Genomic DNA, 20,467 nt, shown 5'->3' with positions numbered 1-20,467 from the left:
ACAGTCGCTCATCCCGCTGCCGCGACCTTCTCCCCGGCGGGGAGAAGAAACAAGCGGCACACGCTCATTCCATAGCGTACATTCAAGCGGTACCGCTCAAGCCTCCACACCCTGCCCGCGATGAAACAGTTCCACCTGCATGTCGATCTGCCGCTTCAGATCGTCCTTGATGCCGGCCGATGCGTTCAGCACCTCTTCGGACTTCAGGAAATCCAGCACACCGAAACGGTGCACCGGCGGGCGCAGGAAAATATGCGGCGGGCGTAACCTCAGTTTCAGGGCGATTGCCGCCTGCATCATCAGCTGGCTGGCGCCGAACAGGCTGTCCAGCCGGTTCGGCATGGTGGTGCCGTCACCTTCCGGACCGCCGACGACATCGACGCCGATGACGATATCGGCCTGGTCCAGCAGGTGCTCGTAGGGCACGGGATTGAAGATGCCGCCGTCGATCATGATGCGGCCATCGATACGAACAGGCATGAACAGGGCCGGAATGGCGGCGGATGCGGCCAGCGCCTGGATGATCTCGCCGCTTTCCACCACCACTTCGGTCTGGGCGTAATAATCCGTGGTTATCACCTTGAGCGGAATGGCAAGCTCGGAAAAATCCTTCGGCAGAGCCTGCGGCATCAGGGCGTGCAGGATGAGTTCGAGGTTGAACTGCCCCAGACGAAAACCGTCCACCGCATGGCGCATCGATGCCGGGCCGAGGCTCCACAGCCGGTTGGCGACCGAACCCTTGCGTCCCATCAGTTCGAGCGTGTATTCGCGGATTTCCCGGCCCGACATCCCGGCCGCCATGCCCGCGCCGATGATGGAGCCGATGGACGAACCGGAAATCGCCACGGGCCGGATGCCGAGCTCGTCCAGCGCCTCGACGACGTTGATGTGGCAGATGCCGCGTGCGCCGCCGCCGCCGAGCGCCAGCCCGAAAGTCGGCTCATGGCCCCCCGTGCCGTCGCCGTCGAGAACCTCTTCCCCGGCACGGACGATCGTGACGCTTTCGTTTACACCCTGCTCCATGCGAATACCCAAATTCTTTCCACGGCAAAGCCTCTGCCTATTGCGCAAACAAGACAAGACCGTGGCGTGACGGGAAACGCTGCTGTTAGAGCATTTTCGCTTTTCTTCGAATCGCGAAAACACTCTAACTCTTTGTTATGTCGCATTTCCGGACGGAAAACCGGGCTCCGCTTTTCCTGGAAATGCTTTAGGGCTCGAAACGGTAGAAATGCATTTTCGTGTCGCCGAAGATGCGGCTTTCGAGCGGCTTGAAAACCGGATCGACCTTGACCGTCACATCGCCGCGCTCTTCGAGAATGGCGAGCGCGCCGGGGTTCAGCCAGCCGCCGCCATGGGCGGCCGCAAAAGCCTTCTCGCCATGGCCGTAACCATAGGGCGGATCGGCGAAGAGAAGATCGAAGGGCTCGATATTGTTGACGCCGCCGAGCTTGGTGGCGTCACGCCGCAGGATACGGGCGCGGCCATGCAGACCCAGCGCATCGATATTTTCCCAGAGCAGCCCCCTGCCCTCCACGCCGTTTTCGACGAAGAGCGCCACGCGACAGCCGCGCGACAAAGCCTCCAGACCGACCGCACCGGTTCCGGCGAAAACATCCAGAACGCGCGTGCCGTCCAGACTTTCCGGATAGGCGTGGCTCAGAATATTGAAGAGGCTTTCCCGCGTCCTGTCGATGGTTGGACGAATGGAATTCGATTTCGGCGCGGCCAGACTCCGGCCGCGGAACTCACCGCCTACGATCCGCATTACGTGTCATTCCCCTGCCTCCAGAAGGTTTGCCACCCGGGCCTTTGCCGCCCGGCTTGCCGCCGCCGGGACCACCCGGGCCTTTGCTCTTGCCTGAAAAACCCGAACGTTCGCCACGCTCGCCCGATTTTCCGAAAGATGGTTTGCCGAATCCGGGCTTGCCGCCACGGGGCTTGTCACCCGCCGGACGGTCGCCGCGCGGGCGATCACCGTCTTCACGGGGCCTGTCGCGGAATGGACGATCACCGAAAGTTTTTTCACCGCGGGCGGTGCGATCACCAAAACTCTTTTCGCCGCGCGGGCGGTCGCTACGCGGACGGTCGCCCTCTTCCCGCGGCTTGTCGCGGAACGGACGGTCGCCGAAAGGTTTGCCGCCGCGTGCCGGGCGGTCGCCGAAGCTCTTTTCACCGCGCGGACGGTCGCCACGCGGGCGATCGCCCTCTTCCCGCGGCTTGTCGCGGAATGGCCGGTCGCCGAACGGCTTTCCGCCGCGCCCACCACGATCACCAAAACTCTTTTCGCCACGCGGACGGTCGCCGCGTCCGCGACCACCTTCTTCTTCGCGGGGGGAATCCGAACGGATCCACTCGCCCTCGGCATCCGCATGCCGCACGACGTTGCGACGTGCTTCGTCCTGGGCGGAAGGCTTCTTGAAGAGGTTTTCGGCTTCCGCGCGGGCGGAAGACTTGCGTTCCTTGCCGTCACGGGTGGGCCTTGCGCCGGGCGCCATCCAGACATTGGCCGTGCGGCTGGTGCCGGCGGGCTGGCGTGGGCGGCGGTCGTCACCCTCATCCTCGCTGCGGCCCTTTGCGCCAAATTTCCCGGCGGGCTTGGAGCCGAACTTGCCGGCTGGCTTGTCGCCGCGCTTGGTATCGAGACGGCCGAGCGCCTTTTCGCGGCGATCTTCCGGCTTGCCGCCCTTTTCGAAGCGCGGCTTGCCTTCCGGCGCATCGCTCTTCGCCCATTCGGATTTTACGGGCCGCTTCGGCGCGTTGTCTTCTTCATCCTCAACGGAGGCATTGTAGATCGGCGCGTCGAAATTGGCGCCGGCCTGTTCGATCAGACGCGGGCCGAGTTGGTCGCGCAGCATGCGGCCGCGCACTTCCAGCACCTTGCCTTCAGCGAGATCGCCGAGCTGGAACGGACCGTAGGAAACGCGGATCAGGCGGTTGACCTCGAGGCCGAGCGCGCCGAGCACGTTCTTGATCTCGCGGTTCTTGCCTTCGCGCAGGCCCATGCTGATCCAGACATTGTGGCCCTGGGTGCGGTCGAGCGTCGCGTCGATTGCGCCGTAGAGCACGCCGTCGACGGCAATACCTTCCTTCAGCTTGTCGAGCGCGGCCTGATCGACCTCGCCATGGGCGCGCACGCGGTAACGGCGCAGCCAGCCGGTGGTCGGCAGTTCCAGCACACGGGAAAGACCGCCATCGTTGGTGAGCAGCAGCAGGCCTTCGGTATTGATATCGAGGCGGCCGATGGACAGAACGCGCGGCAGTTCACCCGGCAGATTGTCGAAAACGGTCGGGCGGCCTTCCGGGTCGGAATTGGTCGTCACCAGACCGGCGGGCTTGTGGTAAAGCCACAGGCGCGTGCGCTCGGCGCCGCGAATCGGCATGCCGTCCACTTCGATCTTGTCAGCCAGCGTGGCGTTGACCACGGGCGTATCCAGCTTGACGCCGTTCAACGACACGCGGCCTTCCATGATCATGCGCTCGACATCGCGGCGTGAGGCCACACCGGCGCGCGCCATGATCTTGGAAATGCGTTCGGGTTTGGAAGCGCCAACGGTTTCCGGCGCCGGGGCGGCCTGTACCTCGGTCGGTTTCTTTTCGCGCTCGGCGGCGGGCTTGCCGGGGCCTTTCGGCTTCCTGTCGCGGCTAATTGTCTTGCCGCCGTCACGCTTCGGCTTGTCTTTAAAAGTCATTTGCTGTTTGCCTGTTGTTTGGGCTGTCCTATCAGGTCCAAGCACAAGGGTTAAGAGGAAATTGAAACGCAATGGCCGAAAGGACGCATTTCATGGAACTGGCGCTGGCGGAAGCCCGTGCCGCCGGTGAGCGGCAGGAGGTTCCGATCGGCGCGGTACTGGTTCTGGACGGCCGCGTCATCGCCCGTTCCGGCAACCGCACCCGTGAATTGAACGATGTGACGGCGCATGCCGAAATCGCCGTGATCCGCATGGCCTGTGAGGCTCTGGGACAGGAACGCCTGCCTGGCGCCGACCTTTACGTTACGCTGGAGCCCTGCACCATGTGCGCGGCGGCGATTTCATTCGCCCGAATCCGCCGGCTCTATTACGGCGCGCAGGACCCGAAGGGCGGCGCGGTGGAGAGCGGCGTGCGCTTCTTCAGCCAGCCGACATGCCACCATGCGCCTGATGTCTATTCGGGGCTGGCGGAAAGTGAAAGTGCAGACATATTGCGGCAGTTTTTTCGCGAAAAACGTCTCGACGATTGAGCGGCAAGCGGGAGGAACGAAGCGCCCCGCCGGCCATCAGCCATTTTTACTGGCCAGTTTTCACTGGAAAGGGTTCCACCAGCTCTTGCCGGTATTCGCCACCGCCGCTTCTTTCTTGCGGCGCTTTTCCTTCTTCTGTTCCGGTTCGCCAAGATCGGTCAGCTGATCCTGCGGGACGCTGCGATATTCAGCCGGCGGATCGGTGAGGAACCGGCGCTGGGCGTTCACCACGGAACCGCCCTGGGCATCGGCCTTGGCCTTGCGGAAGGCTTCCCATTTCTGGGTCTCGGTCATCTGGCCGGCCGTGCCGTTGCCGGCGAGCAGCGGTGAGCGGTAATTCGGGTTATTCTTGTTGGCATCCGCCTCTTCGCGCAGGCGTTCGCGGGTTTCTTCCGGCGATTCGACCCATTGCGGGTTATTTTCGCGGCTTGCCATGTTCTGCTGCGGCGTGGCCAGCTGTTCAGCGCGGGACTGGGCCGGAACGACGAGACCCGGGCGGGGGCCGTATTTCAGGTTGCGCTTGGTCTGGTCACCGGTGATCGAGGTCGCATTGCCGAGATCGTCGACAAGCTGTTCAGCGGCCGTCTTGCCCGTGCCATAGGTCGGGCTGGTGCAGGCGCCGAGCAACACGCCTATCGTCGTGATGCCAACAACCGTGCGAAACATGCCCAAACCCTGCGCATTACCCTGCATCGTCTTCATTGAAACCCTTCCAGCCGTCCGTCCCACTTCGCCAGACATCGTCTTTCAGCAGGCGGCAGCCCGCATTGCCCTGCAAATCCGGCCATTTTCAGGCAGGTGTACCGGATGAAGAGGCAAAGCGCAATTCATCCGGCCATTTTCCTTATCCGCGCGCGGCAAGCTCCCGCAGGGCGGCCGCATCGCGGGCCGAAACCTCCGGATAGTCCGGGTCGGAACCGACATCGGTGGTGATGCGCCAGGAACGGGCGCATTTTGCGCCTTCCGCCAGCTTCTGCTCGACCACGACCTTTGCAACTTCCGGCAGCCGGAAGCCATCGGCCGGGCCTTCGTCACCCACCACCGAAATGGCCGAAGTGATGCAGATTTCGGCGAAATCCTGACCCTTCAGCGCCGCCAGAAGATCGGCGTCGGCGATGTGGACAATCGGCGCGGCCTCGAGCGAGGAGCCGATGCGCTTTTCACGGCGTTCGACTTCCAAGGCACCCGTCACGACGGTGCGGACCTTGCGGATTTTTTCCCACTTCGCTTCCAGCGCATCGTTCTTCCACTCCGCCGGGATTGCGGGGAACTGGACGAGATGCACCGATTCCGCATCCGGATAACGCGACAGCCACGCTTCTTCCGTCGTGAAGGGCAGCATGGGCGCGAGCCACGAGACGAGGCAATCGAACAGCTTCGCAATGACCGACAGGGCCGCCCGGCGCTTCAGCGACGACGGCGCGTCGCAATAAAGCGTGTCCTTGCGGATATCGAAATAGAAGGCCGAAAGCTCGACATTGGCGAAATCCACCAGCGCACGGGCGATCTTCTTGAACTCGAAGCCGTCATAACCTTCACGCACGACGCCATCCAGTTCGGACAGGCGGTGCAGCACCAGCTTCTCCAGCTCCGGCAGATCGTCATAGGCGATCTCCTCGCCCTCATAATGGGCAAGGGTGCCGAGCATCCAGCGGATGGTGTTGCGCAGCTTGCGATAGGCATCGACATTGGTCTGGATGATGGCCTTGCCGAGACGCTGGTCTTCCCAATAATCCGTGGTCATGACCCACAGGCGCAGGATATCCGCGCCGGCGTCCTTCATGACTTCCTGCGGGGAAACCACGTTGCCCTTGGACTTGGACATCTTCTCGCCCTTCTCATCCATGGTGAAACCATGGGTGACAACGGCGTTATAGGGCGCACGGCCGCGCGTCGCGCAGCTTTCGAGCAGCGACGAGTGGAACCAGCCGCGATGCTGGTCGGAACCCTCAAGATAGACATCCGCCGGCCATTTCATGTCCGGGCGGTCTTCCAGCGTGAAGGTGTGGGTGCAGCCGCTGTCGAACCAGACGTCGAGAATATCCATGACCTGCTGCCAACGGGCATGGTCGTGGTCATTGCCGAGGAAACGCTCCTTGGCGCCTTCGGCGAACCAGGCATCCGCGCCTTCGGCCTCGAAGGCCTCGAGGATGCGGGCGTTGACGGCCTCATCGATCAGGACTTCGCCCTTCTCATCGGCGAAGACGGCGATCGGCACGCCCCAGCTGCGCTGGCGCGACAGGACCCAGTCGGGCCGGCCTTCGATCATGGCGCGCAGGCGGTTCTGGCCGGAAGCCGGAACGAAGCGGGTGTCGTCGATAGCGCTCAGCGAGCGCGAACGCAGCGTCGTGCCGTCGCCCAGTTCCTTGTCCATATAGACGAACCATTGCGGCGTGTTGCGGAAGATGACCGGCTTCTTGGAGCGCCAGCTATGCGGATAGCTGTGCTTCAGACGGCCGCGGGCAAACAGGTTGTTCTCCGCGATCAGCGCCTTGATGACGCGGTCATTGGCATCGCCCTTCTTGCCGTTATCGTCCATGACGCGGGCAGCACCGCCTTCGGCAGACGGGCCGAAACCGGGGGCGTCTTCGGTATAGAAACCGTCATCGCCGACCGGGAACGGGATGGCCGACGAAACGCCGCGAGCCTCCAGCTCACGCTGATGCGCGGTCCAGACGTCAAAGTCCTCACGGCCGTGGCTCGGCGCGGTGTGCACGAAGCCCGTACCGGCATCGTCGGTGACGTGGTCGCCGTCGAGAAGCGGAACCGGGAAATCATAGCCAAGCGACGCCAAAGGATGGGCGCAGGTGATGGCGGCCAGTTCTTCGGTTTTCACGTCGCGAACGAGCTTGAAGGTCAGCTTCGCCTTGGCTGCAGCTTCATCGGCGAGCTTCTTGGCGAAGATAAGCTTTTCGCCCGGCTGCGGACCGAAATCGTTCTGCGCGCTTTCGACTTCGTAGAGGCCATATTCGACCCGCGACGAAAACGCGATGGCGCGGTTGCCGGGGATGGTCCACGGCGTGGTCGTCCAGATGACCACTGACGCGCCCCGCAACTCATCGAGATGCCGGCGGGTTTTATCGAGAGCCTCCTGGACAGCATAATCGACGATATCAGCTTTCTCATCTTCGTATTCGGGACGAAGACCCAAATCGAATGATAGAGAGTTGATGGTCTGCTCATCATATTCGAGCTTTGCCACCGGGAACTTCACCCAGATCATGTCGCTCTCGACATCGGCATATTCGACTTCGGCTTCCGCCAGCGCCGTGCGCTCGACCACGGACCACATGATCGGCTTGGAGCCACGATAGAGCTGGCCGGTGCGGGCGATCTTCAGGAGTTCGCCGGCGATGCGGGCTTCGGCGTGGAAGTTCATCGTCGTATAGGGGTTTTCAAAGTCGCCCTCGATGCCGAGGCGCTTGAACTCCTCCGACTGAACCTTGATCCAGCCGGCCGCGAAGTCACGGCATTCCTTGCGGAATTCGTTGACCGGAACCTCGTCCTTATTCTTGCCCCTGGCGCGATAGGCTTCCTCGATCTTCCATTCGATCGGCAGGCCGTGGCAGTCCCAGCCCGGCACGTAATTGGCGTCGTAACCGCGCATCTGGAACGAGCGGGTGATGACGTCCTTGAGGATCTTGTTCAGCGCATGGCCGATGTGGATGTTGCCGTTGGCGTAGGGCGGGCCGTCATGCAGCACGAATTTTTCGCGGCCGGCGGCGGAGGCGCGCAGCTTCTTATAGAGGCCCATTTCCTGCCAGCGCTTGACCGTTTCCGGTTCCTTCTGCGGCAGGCCGGCGCGCATCGGAAAATCCGTCTGCGGCAGATAGAGGGTGGAGGAGTAATCCAGTTTTTCTGCGGTGTCGCTCATAATCGTACCGTTGTTGCGCGCCGTGTCGGTCGCGCCGTCTCAATTTCAAAGAGGGCAAATACGGAAAGCGCCATGACCAAAGTCATGACAAGCGCCAAAATCCCGGACCTTCCGGCTCGTCAGAGCGGGCGGAAGGCCGGGCCAATAATTCGGCCAATCTGAGTTTTGAACATCAACCGGTATTGGGACATGGCCGGTTGTTTATGCGGTTTTCCGGTAAAAAGGAAGAGAAAAGCGACGGCAATATCGGCCGGAACGGGAGCCGGCCGGCCTCACCCGGTCAGAACGCGATCCTGGCGTCCAGTTCGCTGAGCGGACGCACGCCCGATAACATCGCCCTCGCCTCTTCTTCGTCGCGCCTGATCTGGGCGACGAGCGGATCGAGACCGTCGAATTTCAACTCGTCGCGCAGGCGCCCGAAAAAAGAGACCGAACAGACCTCGCCGTAGAGATCGCCGGAAAAATCGAAGACGAATGTTTCGAGCAGCGCCGCACCGTTTTCGGTGACGGTCGGGCGGTAACCGAAGCTTGCCACGCCATCGTGGATCGAACCGTCCGGGCGGCGGAACCGCACGGCATAGATGCCCGCCTTCAGTTCCGTTTCCGGCGCCAGCGCCATGTTGGCGGTGGGGTAACCCAGCGTGCGCCCCAGTTTCTGGCCGCCAATGACTTCGCTTTCCACCGTGAAGCGATAACCGAGCAGGCCTGCGGCGCCCGCCACATCGCCTTCGCACAGAAGCGAGCGGATACGGCTGGAAGAAACGACATCCGCGCCCTCGTCGCGGAAGGCATCCACCAGCGTTACATCGAAACCATGGCGTTTGCCGGCCTCCATCAGGAATGCCGGACCGCCTTCGCGGCCCTTGCCGAAATGGAAATCGAAGCCGGTGACGACAGCGCTGGCGTGAAGCCAGTCGACCAGAATGGACTGGACGAATTCTTCCGCAGAGCGCTGTGAAAATTCCCGGTCGAAGGGATATTCGATGACGGAGCGGAAACCGATGGCCTCAAGGATGCGCGCCTTGAGTGGCGCGGGCGTGAGGCGAAAGACCGGCGTATCGGGACGGAAGACGGAACGGGGATGCGGCTCGAAGGTCAGCACCAGCGCGGGAACGCCACGGGCTTCCGCCAGCTCCAGGGCACGATCCAGCACAGCCCGGTGGCCGCGATGCACGCCGTCGAAATTGCCGATGGCGATGACGCCGCCGCGAAGAGCTTCCGGCAGCGGCTCCCTTTTTTCATTGCGGTGAAAGACGGTCATGGCAATCGATCCATTCCTGTGCCAGCTATTCCTCAGGCAAGACGTCCTCAGGCGAGACGGGGCATCCACCAGCCGGGAGCAGCACCCTGCCCCTTGAGATAGGCGTTCAGAAGCGCCTCGTCCGTCTGGCCGTTCAGCGTATATTCGGCGGCGTGAATGCCGCCGCTGATATAAAGAAGGTTGAGACCGCTCGCAATCGCGCCCTTCACATCCGTCGGCATGCCATCGCCGATGGCGAGCACGCGATCCCTGGGGAAGGCGCCGCGCACCTCTTTGGCCGCCGCGAGGCAGGCTTCATAAATCGGCGCATGCGGCTTGCCGGCAATGCGAACTTCGCCGCCGAGCTGTTCGTAATAAGCGGCCATGGCGCCGGCGCAGGGAATGATGCGCTCGCCGCGCTCCACCACCAGATCGGGATTGGCGCAGATCATCGGCACGTTGCGGGCAATGAAGCCCTTGAGCATTTCGGTATAATCCTCTGGCGTCTCCGTCTCGTCGTCGAAGAAGCCGGTGCAGACCACGGACTGCGCTTCCGCCTCGCCGACGTTTTCGACATCGAGACCGTCCAGCAGCGGCAGATCCCGCTCCGGGCCGAGCAGGAAAACTTTTTTCGGACCTTCCGCGATCAGGCCGCGCGTGACATCGCCGGAAGTGATGATACGGTCATAGGCGTCATCCGGCACGCCGAGAGCGCGAAGCGTCTCGATAACGCCGGAAGCGGGACGCGGCGCATTGGTGATGAGAACCACGGTCTTGCCGGCCTTGCGCGCTTCGTGCAGCGCCACCGTCGCAGCCGGGAAGGCGCTGACGCCATTGTGCAGCACGCCCCAGACATCCGAAAGAATAACGTCGAACCCATCAGTGATTTCGCCGAGAGTGAGAATGCGATGGGCCATGAGATGTTTTCCGGATGCGAGAAGAGGGTGAGCGTCACATCGCAAAGCGGGACGCCAATGGCAAGGAAAAAAGCGCCGCCAGACCGGTCTTTGGCCCGCCTGACGCAGCATGAACACAAATGCCCCTTAGATGCGATGCGGCGGAAACGCGCGAAAAGAATGTCGTCGTGGCGCGCATCCGCGCATGGGAAATTTCTGTCATGGAACGCTGATAACCATAAGCCATGAAATTTTTCAGACAGGGCGTTCTTGACTCCGGCAGATGCCCTCCTTATCTCCGTTCCGCTGGCACTCGATAAAGGAGAGTGCTAACACCCATCAGGCGGGCTGCAAAAGCTCGCGCAGTCATTTGATCGAGGGATTAGACAATGACAAGCACCAATTTCCGCCCGCTTCACGATCGCGTCGTCGTTCGTCGCGTTGAGTCCGAAGAAAAGACCAAGGGCGGCATCATCATTCCCGATACCGCCAAGGAAAAGCCGCAGGAAGGCGAAATCGTCGCCGTCGGTTCCGGCGCACGTGACGAGGCCGGCAAGGTCGTCGCTCTCGACGTCAAGGTTGGCGATCGCGTTCTGTTCGGCAAGTGGTCGGGCACCGAAGTCAAACTCAACGGCGAAGACCTTCTGATCATGAAGGAAGCCGACATCATGGGCATCATCGGCTGATTTCGGCCGACCCATCGTTTCCTTAAATTCCAAGCCGGACCCGATCCGGCCATTCGAAACCAGGAGTTTTGAAAATGGCAGCCAAAGAAGTAAAATTCGGCCGCACAGCACGCGAAAAGATGCTCAAGGGCGTCGACGTTCTTGCTGATGCAGTAAAGGTCACCCTCGGCCCGAAGGGTCGTAACGTCGTTATCGACAAGTCCTTCGGCGCTCCGCGCATCACCAAGGACGGCGTTTCCGTCGCCAAGGAAATCGAACTGGAAGACAAGTTCGAGAACATGGGCGCACAGCTCGTTCGCGAAGTTGCCTCCAAGACCAACGACATCGCCGGTGACGGCACCACCACCGCGACCGTTCTGGCCCAGGCCATCGTTCGCGAAGGTTCCAAGGCAGTTGCTGCCGGCATGAACCCGATGGACCTGAAGCGCGGCATCGATCTGGCCGTTGCTGAAGTCGTCAAGGACCTTCAGGCCAAGGCCAAGAAGATCAACACGTCTGAAGAAGTTGCGCAGGTCGGCACGATCTCCGCAAACGGCGAGCGTCAGATCGGTCTCGACATTGCTGAAGCAATGCAGAAGGTCGGCAACGAAGGCGTCATCACCGTTGAAGAAGCCAAGACCGCTGAAACCGAACTCGAAGTCGTCGAAGGCATGCAGTTCGACCGCGGCTACCTGTCGCCCTACTTCGTGACCAACCCGGAAAAGATGGTTGCGGACCTCGAAGACGCATACATCCTCCTGCACGAAAAGAAGCTCTCGAACCTTCAGGCCATGCTGCCGGTTCTCGAAGCTGTCGTTCAGACCGGCAAGCCGCTCGTCATCATCGCTGAAGACGTCGAAGGCGAAGCTCTTGCAACGCTCGTCGTCAACAAGCTGCGTGGCGGCCTCAAGATCGCTGCCGTCAAGGCTCCTGGCTTCGGCGACCGCCGCAAGGCCATGCTGGAAGACATCGCCATCCTGACCGGTGGTACCGTCATTTCCGAAGACCTCGGCATCAAGCTCGAAAACGTTACCCTCGACATGCTCGGCAAGTCGAAGAAGGTTTCGATCTCCAAGGAAAACACCACGATCGTTGACGGCGCCGGCCAGAAGTCCGACATCGAAGGTCGTGTTGCCCAGATCAAGGCCCAGATCGAAGAAACCACCTCCGACTACGACCGCGAAAAGCTGCAGGAACGTCTTGCCAAGCTCGCTGGCGGCGTTGCCGTTATCCGCGTTGGCGGTTCGACGGAAGTCGAAGTGAAGGAAAAGAAGGACCGCATCGACGACGCTCTCAACGCGACGCGCGCTGCCGTTCAGGAAGGCATCGTACCGGGCGGCGGCGTTGCCCTGCTGCGTTCCTCCACGAAGATCACCGCCAAGGGTGCAAACGACGACCAGGAAGCTGGCATCAACATCGTGCGCAAGGCTCTGCAGGCTCTGGTTCGCCAGATCGCAGAAAACGCTGGTGACGAAGCTTCCATCGTTGTTGGCAAGATCCTCGACAAGAACGAAGACAACTACGGCTACAACGCCCAGACCGGCGAATATGGCGACCTGATCCAGCTCGGCATCGTCGACCCGGTCAAGGTTGTTCGCACGGCTCTGCAGAACGCAGCTTCGGTTGCTTCGCTGCTGATCACCACCGAAGCCATGATCGCCGAGCTTCCGAAGAAGGAAGCTGCAATGCCGGCAATGCCGGGCGGCGGCATGGGCGGCATGGACTTCTAATCAGTCCTGTCACCGGAATAAGGAAAGGGCGGTCTTCGGATCGCCCTTTTTCTTTGCCGTCCACGCCCCTTAAGCGGCCCGGTGTCGCAAGCAGTGGTTTAGTTTCCTGGAGCATGCCAAAAAGGGATGCTGGTTTTGGCGGCGTCTGCGATAATTGGCGACGTCCCCCTTACTGATCCAGGCCTGAAGCGGAATGACGAAGGCGTTGTGCAACGGCACAATTAACCGCTGTGTCCTGCTTACATCCCCAGAATTACAGGCACACGGCTTCGGAGATATTCAAAATGTTCGAATATTGTCCCGTTTTGGAACAGGCGCGATTTTATCCGGCTATTTTTCTCCGCACCATGCAATAATGCGACGGCGTCATGAGCGAATCACCACCCCACGGGGGGGTGATTTTCACTTGGAGCGGCTTATAAGTGCGCTATTTAGTTGTGCTTTTTCGCAAATCTCGCGATTTTGAAGAAGAAATACATAATATTTTTGATTTTCTCACTGGCTGGTTGTTGTAGGTAGGGGAAAATAAACTATAAGTCAGCCCCCGTAAGGGTTCCGCAACGGACCGGCGGGGCATTGAAGGGGTTTCGATGCTTGGCAGACACGTTCGACTGCGGGTGGCGGTAAAGGTTCAACCTGACAGCGGCGCTGGAAACGGCGGCGCTGGCACGTGTTCATGCGGGGGCGCGATTTGTTTGAAATATCAAGACGCAACGATGCTCTGCCTGCGGCGGTAACAACCACGCCCGATCCGCGGACCCTGTCGCATTTCTTCATTTCGGAGGAGTGGAGCAGCGATCTTGCGAGCGGCGTCATCCGGCTCGGCGAACACGCATCATTCATGCACGGCCTGCCGCCCGGCGAGTGCGGGTTGCTCAGCCTTGTGCGCTGTTACGACCGCGCCGACCACGCCCGCGTCCTGGAACTGTTCGAGCAGGTTTCCAATGCGCCCTCACGTTTCTGTTTTTCAACCGGCCTCTCCATCTTGCCGGCAATGCGGCAGCCGGTCATCTGCATGGGCGAATCCTCCGGCTTCGAAGACGGCCAGCAGGGGCGCATATCAGGACTTTTCCTGTTTCCGCGCTTCGAAGATATTCGCTTCGCCGCCTAAACATCATCGAACAGGCGCCCGGGACCGTTCACAAAGTAAAGACAATTTGTCTTCTATTGTTCATCTTTATGAGCGAATGATTTTCGGTCATTAATATCTCCAGACATCGCCTTGCAGCTCAACCGGCGACACGCCGATTATTTACCGGAGATTTCCATGTCCAGCAGCCAGAACGTTCTCGTTCTCATCGCCCGCATTCTGCTTTCCTTTATCTTTATCACCTCGGGCTTCAGCAAGCTCGTCGATCCGGCCGGCACGGCCGGCATGATCACCGGCGCCGGCATGCCCGCCGCAACCGCGCTTGCCTATCTCGCAGGCCTGTTCGAACTCGTCGCCGGTCTTGCCATTCTCGCTGGTTTCCAGACCAAAATCGCCGCCTGGGCGCTTGCCGTCTTCTGCGTCTTCACCGGTCTGGTTTTCCACAGCGGCACCGTTGCCGTTCCCGGCTGGCCTGAGCCGGCTCTTGGCTGGATCAACACGCTGAACGGCATCATGATGGTGAAGAACATCACCCTTGCCGGCGCTTACATCCTGCTTGCCGCCTTCGGCGCTGGCGCCTATTCCATCGACGCAAGACGCGGCGCGGCTGTGGCCCACGCATAAGCCAAACAACAGATCGACCAATAAAAAAGCCGCCGGATCGCTCCGGCGGCTTTTTGTTTTACGTCTTCAGACCGCAGCACTGATGCGCGAGGCGATTTCCTGAACCGCCGCATCGCCGTCGTGTTCCGGCTTGCGGGCGCGCACGAAGCAGGCTTCCGAACGGACGATGATGCCGTCGGAGAGAATTTTCAGGTGGTTGGCCTTCAGCGTCGAGCCGGTCGAGGTGATATCGACGATGATATCCGCCTGCCCTGCGGCCGGTGCACCTTCGGTCGCGCCAAGGCTTTCGACGATGCGATAAAGCTGAATGCCGTGCTGGCGCGAAAAGAATTGCTGTGTCAGACGCCAATATTTGGTGGCGATGGCGAGCCTGCGGCCATGGCGGGCGCGGAATTCCGAAGCGACATCGCCGAGATCGGCCATGCTGTCCACATCCAGCCAGATTTCAGGCACGGCGACCACGACATCCGCATGGCCGAAACCGAGGCGGGCGCAGAACTCCACCTGTGCATCGGCATTGGTCAGCCCTTCGCGCACGAGGTCCTCTCCCGTCACGCCGAAATCCACGGTGCCGGCGCCGATCTCGCGGGCGATCTCGGAGGCTGAGAGATAGGCGATCTCGATATCGTCGCGTCCTTCGATGCGGCCGCGATAGGAGCGGTCATTGCCAACGGCCGCGACTTTCAGCCCAGCGCGTTCCAGAACGGCGGAGGCGTCTTCCTTCATCCGGCCCTTGGAGGGCAATGCGATGGTGATCATGGCCTGTTGCTCCCGCGCACCGTTTCGATGCGATCCAGCCAGAGCGAGAAGCCCACGGCCGGGATTTTTTCCTGCGCGCCGAGCAGTGTCAGCAGCCGGTCGAAACGGCCGCCACCGGCCAGAACGCTGTCTCCACCCGCTTCCACCACCTCGAAAACGAGGCCGGTATAATAATCGAGCGGGCGACCGAAGGCCGCGCCATAGGTGACGGTTTCGAGATCGACACCGGCATTGGCAAGGGCTGCGACGCGTTTGTCGAAGGCCGAAAGCGCGCCATCCAGTTTCAGTTTCGCCTTTGCGGCAAAATCGGCCAGAACCTGCGAGGCCTGCGGCAGCGGCGCCTTCAGGGCCAGGAACTGCTTGAGCAGCGCAAAGCTTTCATCCGGCAGGCGTGTGGCGGCAAGCGCCAGTTTCTCCCGCAGGCGGCGGGCGATTTCCTGCGGCGCGCGGCTGGCATTGGTGGAATAGCCGGTTTCCTGCATCACCGTATCGAGATAATCGACCAGCACCGCCTCGTCGCCCGTCGCCAGGAGGCCGGCGACCCGGGCATCGAGGCCGGTCATCGGCTTGGGATGCACAAGGCTTTCCAGCAGCGCGTCGAGCTGCGCCATATCGCCGAAGGCCTGCACCAGCCGCTTCTGCCAGCCGAGCGGCAGGCCAAGGGCGGCAACCACCGCCTCGAACACCTGCTGGTCACCCAGCGTGACCGCAAGCGACCGGCCCGGCAGCAGGCGCTGCAGAATGCCGGTGGCGTCAATGACGGCACGGGCATCGGCGGCGGCGATATCGGTGTCGCCGAGATCCTCGATACCGGCCTGATAAAACTCGTTGGCGCCCTCTCGGCGCTGGCGGAAGACTTCGCCGAGATAGGAATAACGCTTCGGCGTGCCGGTCGCCGTTTCGATATGGCGCAGGCAGACCGGAATGGTGAATTCGGGGCGCAGGCACAGGCTCTCACCGGTTTCGCTCTCCGTCATGAAGATGCGCCGGCGCAGATCCTCGCCGGCCATATCCAGAAACGGTTCGGCGGGCTGGATGACGGGCGTGTTCACACGGCTCGTGCGGCGCGCGGCGAATTCTTCCAGTAGCTCTCCGGAAAATTCCGGCATGTCAATCAGGGGCATGGAACGGTACTTTTCGTCACGGTTCGAGCGGCTGCATCATTTCGATGCGGTTTCCGAAGGGATCATGGACATAAAACCGGTGATACCCTTCCAGCGGCTCATCCTCAACCACATGGCAGCCCGCTGTTTCAAGTGTTTTTCGCAAGGTTGCCATATCATCGACCAGAAAGGCCGGATGGGCTTTCTTCGCCGGGCGGAAATCCTGCTCGACGCCGAGATGCAGTTTTATCGAACCCCGGCTGAACCAGCACCCGCCGCGCGCGGCCAGATTGGCGGGCTTGGCCTGCTCCGCAAAGCCGAGCAGGCCGCCATAGAAAGAGCGCGCCTCATCCTCACGGCCCGCCGGCATCGCCAGTTGAACATGGTCGAGCGCGAGGATCGCCATGGCCCTAACGCCCTTCGGCGGCGCGGCGAACGTCCTCTGCCTGATGCTCCAGAATCTCGCGAACCTTCGCCACCAGATCCGCCTCCAGTACGGTGACCTGCGCCACGCGCGCCTCGCGCCAGCTGGCATTGTCCTCGATCTCGCCGGAGAGACGCTTGCCTTCGATCAGATCCTTGATCTGCACTACACCTTCGGCGCGCTCGTCACCGCCCTGGATGATGGCGATGGGGGAACCGAGGCGATCGGCATATTTCAGCTGGTTGCCGAATTTCTTCCAGTTGCCCTGATACATTTCCGCGCGGATGCCCTCGGCGCGCAGCGCCTGCGTGAATGTCTGGTAACGGCCCATGCTTTGCACATCACCGTCCATGACCGTGATCAGAACGGGGGCAAGCGGTTTGACCTGACCGAGCTTGCCGAGGTTCTTCAGCGCCGTCATCAGGCGCGACACGCCGATGGAGAAGCCCGTGGCCGGAACCGGCTGGCCCATGAAGCGCGAAACGAGGCCGTCATAACGCCCTCCGCCGCCAACGGAACCGAACACGACCTTTTCACCCTTTTCATTGGTGACGTCGAAACTCAGCTCGGCTTCATAGACGGGGCCGGTATAATATTCGAGGCCGCGAACGACCGAGGGGTCGATCTTGATGCGCGTCGCATCGTAACCGGCACTGGCAACCAGAGCGCCGATGATGTTCAGCTCCTCAACGCCTTCCTCGCCTTTCGAGGTGCCCGCGACCAGTTTGGCCAGATCATCGGCGCTTGCCGCATAATCCTTGATGCTGACGAAAAACAGCACCTTTTCGATCTGTTCCTCGCCAAGACCAGCGCCCTTGGTGAAATCGCCGGATTCATCCTTGCGGCCGGGGCCGAGCAGCAGCTTCACACCTTCCGGACCGAACTTGTCGAGCTTGTCGATGGCGCGCAGCACGTTGAGGCGGCGACCGGCATTGTCCTCGCCGCCGAGGCCGATGGCTTCCATGACGCCGTCGAGCACCTTGCGGTTGTTGACGCGGATGACATAGTCGCCGCGCTTGATGCCGAGCGCTTCCAACGTATCGGCCATCATCATGCACATTTCGGCATCGGCCTGCACGCCGGCGGCGCCCACCGTATCGGCATCGAACTGCATGAACTGCCGGAAGCGGCCGGGGCCGGGCTTTTCATTGCGGAACACGTAACCGGCGCGATAGGTACGGTATGGCAGCTGGATTTCGTTGAAATTTTCCGCGACATGGCGGGCGAGCGGCGCGGTCAGATCGTAGCGCAGGCTCATCCATTGGTCGTCATCGTCCTGCAGCGAAAACACGCCTTCGTTCGGGCGGTCGCTATCGGGCAGGAACTTGCCGAGCGCATCGGTATATTCGAACAGCGGGGTTTCCACCGGATCGAAACCGTAAAGCTCGTAGACCCTGCGGATCTTCTCGATCATCTCATTGGTGGCATGAATATCGGCAACCGAGCGATCCACGAAGCCGCGCGGCAGGCGGGCTTTCAGTTTCTGAGGCTTTTTTGCTTTTTCGCTCATGGGGCCGATCCGATATTTTCCTGAAATCAAGCCGGTGTATTAGAGGATGAAGCCCGGTGCGGCAAGCCGCAAAGGCTCCGGTTTTACTGGCCGCTGCGGCCAAGCGGTGCTATATGGGATGCATGTATCCCAATTCGGATCGGGAAGGACGCGACCCATGAGCAAACAGACGGCCATCCGCCTGCCTGATGAGACCTATGAGCGGCTGAAAGCGCTGTCCGAGCGCACCGGCCGCACATCCGCCTATTACATCCGCGAGGCGATCGAGAAACATATCGAGGATATGGAGGATCTCTATCTTGCGGAAGAGGCGACGCGGCGCATCCAGCGTGGAGAATCGAAGGTTGTAAGCGCCGAGGAGTTCTGGCGTGATCTGGACAATTGAATATCACACGCTTGTCCAGAAAGAGATGCGCAAGATAAATCCGGAAACGCGCCAGCGAATCCGGAGTTTTCTGCATGAACGATTGGCGGCACTGGATGATCCACGCCAGACCGGCGCCGCCCTGCAAGGCTCCGAGCTCGGAAATTTCTGGCGCTACCGGGTGGGCGATTACCGCATCATCTGCGATATACAGGATCACAAGCTCGTCGTGCTGGTGGTTGAAATCGGCCATCGCCGTGAAATCTACCGATAGGCATTCATGATCCTCGAAGCCCTGCAATATGCCGCCACACACGCGGTCACGCCGAAAGAATTCCGGCCGCATATCCGCTATTCCGTCAACCTCTGGGCGCGCGCCAACCGCTGTGCCAAAGCCTGGGCGGAGCATGAAAACAACAGCCGGCAATTCGTGCTGCAATCGGCCAGAAAGCTGAAGCAGCGGCGAACGGCGGTGGTGCTGGGCTCGGGCCTGCTGCGCGATGTGCCCCATGACGCGCTGGTGGCGATGTTCGATACCGTCGTTCTCGTCGATCTGGTGCATCTCGCCAGCGTGCAGGCGAAGCTGCGCCTCAACGCCAAAAAGAATGTCCGTATCGCCAACCGCGATCTCTCCGGTTTCGACGATATTCTCGCCGGCAAAGAACCGGAACCGCTCGATTTCCTGCGGCGGGTGCCCTATCTCGATCTCGTCGTCTCAGCCAATCTCCTGTCGCAGATCGGCACAGGCGCGCGCCATCGGCTGGAGCGGGAAAAGATCACGAATGCGCCGGAGGATCTTTTGCCGAGGCTCATTCAGACGCATCTCGATGCACTGGCCGGGCTGCCCTGCAAGGCCTGCCTGGTGACGGACACCTCTTTCGAGGTTATCGGGAAGGACAGCAGCCGGCTCCAGCAGGAAGACCTGCTGCATGGTGTCGATCTTCCCGCAGCTGCCGCCGCGTGGCAATGGCCGCTCGCGCCTTTGGGGGAAGAAAGCCGGGATTATCGCATCGTGCATCACGTCATCGCGCGTGAGCTCACCTGAGCGTCATGCTTATTCCACAATTTTCGCGGTAAAGTCGCGTCATGCATTTGATGTTCCGTACTTTGATGTTTCTCGCCTGCCTGCTTTACGGTGCAATGCCGGTGCAGATGGCGATGGGCATGCCGGCGACCGCCGGCATGGATGTTGCCTCGCAACCCGCGACGAACCATCAGAGCAGCCACACAAATCACGCCGGAGATCGAGACATCGATGCCGAAGCCCATGGGCAGGAGGCAGCCAAGACCCATGGATCAGGCATTGGCGATTGCTGCCCGCACGGTGACAACGCCGCCCATCCCGGTTCCTGCGCCGCCTGCCTGATCGTGGTTCCGCGAACCATCTTTGCCGATGCCGGCCGGATGATCTTTGCCTATCCGAAGCCGCAGCGTGGCATTATCTTCAACGGCAAGGCTTTCGCGCCGCCACTACCGCCTCCCCGCGCCTGACACCCGATTTTTTCAGACAATCCATCGAAAAATCTGTCAGACACAGGAAGGATAATCCATGTCTATCAAGACCATCACGCTCGCCGCCGCTTTCGCAGCCGCCCTCGCCATGCCCGTTTTCGCACAGGATGCGGGCGGCCATGCCGGACACAACATGTCAAACGCTGCCGCAAGCGAAACCGATTCCACCAAAGCCTTCATGGAAGCCAGCAAGAAGATGCATGGCGATATGGCCATCGATTATAGCGGCGATGCCGATGTCGATTTCGTGCGCGGCATGATCCCGCACCATCAGGGCGCGATCGATATGGCGAAGGTCCAGCTGGAATACGGCAAGGATCCGGAAATCCGCAAGCTGGCCGAAGAGGTCATCAAGGCGCAGGAAGCCGAGATCGCCATGATGAAGGCCTGGCTGAAATCCAAGGGCAAGTGATTGACGCTGACGAAGGTGGAACGCCGGTTGCGGCGCTCCCCT

Annotated in this window: 21 protein-coding genes; 10 read left to right on the top strand and 11 right to left on the bottom strand. The window is 61.1% G+C overall.

The genetic code is table 11. The annotated features are described in order from the left end of the window. Positions 1 to 96: 96 nt before the first annotated feature. From N5D22_RS26755 to N5D22_RS26745, 3 genes are all read right to left on the bottom strand, one after another. The gene (locus tag N5D22_RS26755) at positions 97 to 1,023 is read right to left on the bottom strand and encodes a patatin-like phospholipase family protein (protein WP_279658979.1); all 927 of its coding nucleotides are present in this window, start codon (positions 1,021 to 1,023) and stop codon (positions 97 to 99) included. Between the two features lie 187 nt (positions 1,024 to 1,210). Further along, the gene (gene rsmD / locus N5D22_RS26750; protein WP_279658978.1) at positions 1,211 to 1,768 is read right to left on the bottom strand and encodes a 16S rRNA (guanine(966)-N(2))-methyltransferase RsmD; all 558 of its coding nucleotides are present in this window, start codon (positions 1,766 to 1,768) and stop codon (positions 1,211 to 1,213) included. Then, positions 1,749 to 3,692: a pseudouridine synthase gene (locus tag N5D22_RS26745; RefSeq protein WP_279658977.1), complete on the bottom strand. Its 1,944-nt coding sequence runs from the start codon at positions 3,690 to 3,692 to the stop codon at positions 1,749 to 1,751. The genes rsmD and N5D22_RS26745 overlap by 20 nt, the downstream gene beginning before the upstream one ends. A 71-nt stretch (positions 3,693 to 3,763) precedes the next feature. Here N5D22_RS26745 and N5D22_RS26740 point away from each other — a divergent pair, with 71 nt between their 5' ends. Next, positions 3,764 to 4,222, top strand: coding sequence for a nucleoside deaminase (locus N5D22_RS26740; protein ID WP_279658976.1), 459 nt, complete (start codon positions 3,764 to 3,766; stop codon positions 4,220 to 4,222). A 60-nt stretch (positions 4,223 to 4,282) separates the two neighbouring features. On the opposite strand, the gene N5D22_RS26735 is transcribed toward N5D22_RS26740, so the two are convergent. The 4 genes from N5D22_RS26735 to N5D22_RS26720 all read right to left on the bottom strand — a co-directional run bounded on the left by N5D22_RS26735 (position 4,283) and on the right by N5D22_RS26720 (position 10,253). Beyond that, entirely contained in the window at positions 4,283 to 4,924 is a 642-nt protein-coding gene (locus N5D22_RS26735; protein ID WP_279658975.1) for a hypothetical protein, read from the bottom strand. Between the two features lie 142 nt (positions 4,925 to 5,066). Next, the gene (ileS, locus tag N5D22_RS26730) at positions 5,067 to 8,030 is read right to left on the bottom strand and encodes an isoleucine--tRNA ligase (RefSeq protein WP_347881378.1); all 2,964 of its coding nucleotides are present in this window, start codon (positions 8,028 to 8,030) and stop codon (positions 5,067 to 5,069) included. A 346-nt stretch (positions 8,031 to 8,376) separates the two neighbouring features. Beyond that, complete coding sequence (locus N5D22_RS26725) at positions 8,377 to 9,357, bottom strand: bifunctional riboflavin kinase/FAD synthetase (RefSeq protein ID WP_279658973.1); 981 nt, start codon at positions 9,355 to 9,357, stop codon at positions 8,377 to 8,379. A gap of 47 nt (positions 9,358 to 9,404) precedes the next feature. Continuing rightward, positions 9,405 to 10,253, bottom strand: a complete 849-nt coding sequence (locus tag N5D22_RS26720; protein ID WP_279658972.1) for a TIGR01459 family HAD-type hydrolase — start codon at positions 10,251 to 10,253, stop codon at positions 9,405 to 9,407. A gap of 368 nt (positions 10,254 to 10,621) precedes the next feature. Here N5D22_RS26720 and groES point away from each other — a divergent pair, with 368 nt between their 5' ends. From groES to N5D22_RS26700, 4 genes are all read left to right on the top strand, one after another. Next, positions 10,622 to 10,918, top strand: a complete 297-nt coding sequence (gene groES, locus N5D22_RS26715; protein ID WP_004440196.1) for a co-chaperone GroES — start codon at positions 10,622 to 10,624, stop codon at positions 10,916 to 10,918. Between the two features lie 74 nt (positions 10,919 to 10,992). Beyond that, positions 10,993 to 12,627, top strand: a complete 1,635-nt coding sequence (gene groL / locus N5D22_RS26710) for a chaperonin GroEL (RefSeq protein ID WP_279658971.1) — start codon at positions 10,993 to 10,995, stop codon at positions 12,625 to 12,627. A 676-nt stretch (positions 12,628 to 13,303) separates the two neighbouring features. Beyond that, entirely contained in the window at positions 13,304 to 13,738 is a 435-nt protein-coding gene (locus N5D22_RS26705) for a hypothetical protein (RefSeq protein ID WP_279658970.1), read from the top strand. Between the two features lie 156 nt (positions 13,739 to 13,894). Beyond that, entirely contained in the window at positions 13,895 to 14,341 is a 447-nt protein-coding gene (locus N5D22_RS26700) for a DoxX family protein (protein ID WP_279658969.1), read from the top strand. A 66-nt stretch (positions 14,342 to 14,407) separates the two neighbouring features. Here N5D22_RS26700 and hisG read toward each other — a convergent pair whose 3' ends face one another. The 4 genes from hisG to hisS are packed head-to-tail and all read right to left on the bottom strand — an operon-like array spanning position 14,408 to position 18,137. Next, positions 14,408 to 15,100 carry an ATP phosphoribosyltransferase gene (gene hisG, locus N5D22_RS26695; RefSeq protein WP_279658968.1) on the bottom strand — a complete coding sequence of 231 codons (693 nt, stop codon included), beginning with the start codon at positions 15,098 to 15,100 and terminating at the stop codon, positions 14,408 to 14,410. Beyond that, a complete protein-coding gene (locus tag N5D22_RS26690) occupies positions 15,097 to 16,224 on the bottom strand; it encodes an ATP phosphoribosyltransferase regulatory subunit (RefSeq protein ID WP_279658967.1) in 1,128 nt (375 codons plus the stop codon). Before N5D22_RS26690 ends, hisG begins: the two co-directional genes overlap by 4 nt. A 16-nt stretch (positions 16,225 to 16,240) precedes the next feature. Then, positions 16,241 to 16,609: a VOC family protein gene (locus N5D22_RS26685; protein ID WP_174038834.1), complete on the bottom strand. Its 369-nt coding sequence runs from the start codon at positions 16,607 to 16,609 to the stop codon at positions 16,241 to 16,243. Between the two features lie 4 nt (positions 16,610 to 16,613). Next, entirely contained in the window at positions 16,614 to 18,137 is a 1,524-nt protein-coding gene (gene hisS / locus N5D22_RS26680; RefSeq protein WP_279658966.1) for a histidine--tRNA ligase, read from the bottom strand. Between the two features lie 157 nt (positions 18,138 to 18,294). On the opposite strand from hisS, the gene N5D22_RS26675 reads away from it, so the two are divergent. From N5D22_RS26675 to N5D22_RS26655, 5 genes are read left to right on the top strand one after another with little or no spacing between them, the layout of a single operon-like run. Then, positions 18,295 to 18,522 carry a DUF6290 family protein gene (locus tag N5D22_RS26675; protein ID WP_013635548.1) on the top strand — a complete coding sequence of 76 codons (228 nt, stop codon included), beginning with the start codon at positions 18,295 to 18,297 and terminating at the stop codon, positions 18,520 to 18,522. Then, the gene (locus N5D22_RS26670) at positions 18,506 to 18,775 is read left to right on the top strand and encodes a type II toxin-antitoxin system RelE/ParE family toxin (protein WP_003519526.1); all 270 of its coding nucleotides are present in this window, start codon (positions 18,506 to 18,508) and stop codon (positions 18,773 to 18,775) included. Before N5D22_RS26675 ends, N5D22_RS26670 begins: the two co-directional genes overlap by 17 nt. A 6-nt stretch (positions 18,776 to 18,781) precedes the next feature. Continuing rightward, a complete protein-coding gene (locus tag N5D22_RS26665) occupies positions 18,782 to 19,546 on the top strand; it encodes a hypothetical protein (protein WP_279658965.1) in 765 nt (254 codons plus the stop codon). 41 nt (positions 19,547 to 19,587) lie between these two features. Continuing rightward, positions 19,588 to 19,992 (top strand): hypothetical protein, encoded by a 405-nt coding sequence (locus tag N5D22_RS26660; RefSeq protein ID WP_279658964.1) that lies wholly within the window; start codon positions 19,588 to 19,590, stop codon positions 19,990 to 19,992. A 58-nt stretch (positions 19,993 to 20,050) separates the two neighbouring features. Further along, on the top strand, positions 20,051 to 20,425 hold the full coding sequence (locus N5D22_RS26655) for a DUF305 domain-containing protein (protein ID WP_279658963.1): 375 nt from the start codon (positions 20,051 to 20,053) through the stop codon (positions 20,423 to 20,425). Positions 20,426 to 20,467 lie beyond the last annotated feature (42 nt).

The sequence above is a fragment of the Agrobacterium sp. GD03872 genome (assembly GCF_029840625.1).
Classification (GTDB): Bacteria; Pseudomonadota; Alphaproteobacteria; order Rhizobiales; family Rhizobiaceae; genus Agrobacterium; species Agrobacterium fabrum_A.
This window is presented reverse-complemented; position numbering and strand designations above follow the sequence as displayed.

Excerpts from the sequence above, each read along its gene's own strand:
- groES (WP_004440196.1), top strand. The coding sequence starts at position 10,622 with ATGACAAGCACCAATTTCCGCCCGCTTCACGATCGCGTCGTCGTTCGT.
- N5D22_RS26700 (WP_279658969.1), top strand. The coding sequence starts at position 13,895 with ATGTCCAGCAGCCAGAACGTTCTCGTTCTCATCGCCCGCATTCTGCTT.
- N5D22_RS26735 (WP_279658975.1), bottom strand. The coding sequence starts at position 4,924 with ATGAAGACGATGCAGGGTAATGCGCAGGGTTTGGGCATGTTTCGCACG.
- N5D22_RS26685 (WP_174038834.1), bottom strand. The coding sequence starts at position 16,609 with ATGGCGATCCTCGCGCTCGACCATGTTCAACTGGCGATGCCGGCGGGC.
- N5D22_RS26755 (WP_279658979.1), bottom strand. The coding sequence starts at position 1,023 with ATGGAGCAGGGTGTAAACGAAAGCGTCACGATCGTCCGTGCCGGGGAA.
- hisS (WP_279658966.1), bottom strand. The coding sequence starts at position 18,137 with ATGAGCGAAAAAGCAAAAAAGCCTCAGAAACTGAAAGCCCGCCTGCCG.
- N5D22_RS26655 (WP_279658963.1), top strand. The coding sequence starts at position 20,051 with ATGTCTATCAAGACCATCACGCTCGCCGCCGCTTTCGCAGCCGCCCTC.
- hisG (WP_279658968.1), bottom strand. The coding sequence starts at position 15,100 with ATGATCACCATCGCATTGCCCTCCAAGGGCCGGATGAAGGAAGACGCC.
- N5D22_RS26675 (WP_013635548.1), top strand. The coding sequence starts at position 18,295 with ATGAGCAAACAGACGGCCATCCGCCTGCCTGATGAGACCTATGAGCGG.
- N5D22_RS26660 (WP_279658964.1), top strand. The coding sequence starts at position 19,588 with ATGCATTTGATGTTCCGTACTTTGATGTTTCTCGCCTGCCTGCTTTAC.
- rsmD (WP_279658978.1), bottom strand. The coding sequence starts at position 1,768 with ATGCGGATCGTAGGCGGTGAGTTCCGCGGCCGGAGTCTGGCCGCGCCG.
- N5D22_RS26725 (WP_279658973.1), bottom strand. The coding sequence starts at position 9,357 with ATGACCGTCTTTCACCGCAATGAAAAAAGGGAGCCGCTGCCGGAAGCT.
- ileS (WP_347881378.1), bottom strand. The coding sequence starts at position 8,030 with ATGCGCGCCGGCCTGCCGCAGAAGGAACCGGAAACGGTCAAGCGCTGG.
- N5D22_RS26665 (WP_279658965.1), top strand. The coding sequence starts at position 18,782 with ATGATCCTCGAAGCCCTGCAATATGCCGCCACACACGCGGTCACGCCG.
- N5D22_RS26720 (WP_279658972.1), bottom strand. The coding sequence starts at position 10,253 with ATGGCCCATCGCATTCTCACTCTCGGCGAAATCACTGATGGGTTCGAC.
- N5D22_RS26690 (WP_279658967.1), bottom strand. The coding sequence starts at position 16,224 with ATGCCCCTGATTGACATGCCGGAATTTTCCGGAGAGCTACTGGAAGAA.
- N5D22_RS26705 (WP_279658970.1), top strand. The coding sequence starts at position 13,304 with ATGCGGGGGCGCGATTTGTTTGAAATATCAAGACGCAACGATGCTCTG.
- groL (WP_279658971.1), top strand. The coding sequence starts at position 10,993 with ATGGCAGCCAAAGAAGTAAAATTCGGCCGCACAGCACGCGAAAAGATG.
- N5D22_RS26745 (WP_279658977.1), bottom strand. The coding sequence starts at position 3,692 with ATGACTTTTAAAGACAAGCCGAAGCGTGACGGCGGCAAGACAATTAGC.
- N5D22_RS26740 (WP_279658976.1), top strand. The coding sequence starts at position 3,764 with ATGGCCGAAAGGACGCATTTCATGGAACTGGCGCTGGCGGAAGCCCGT.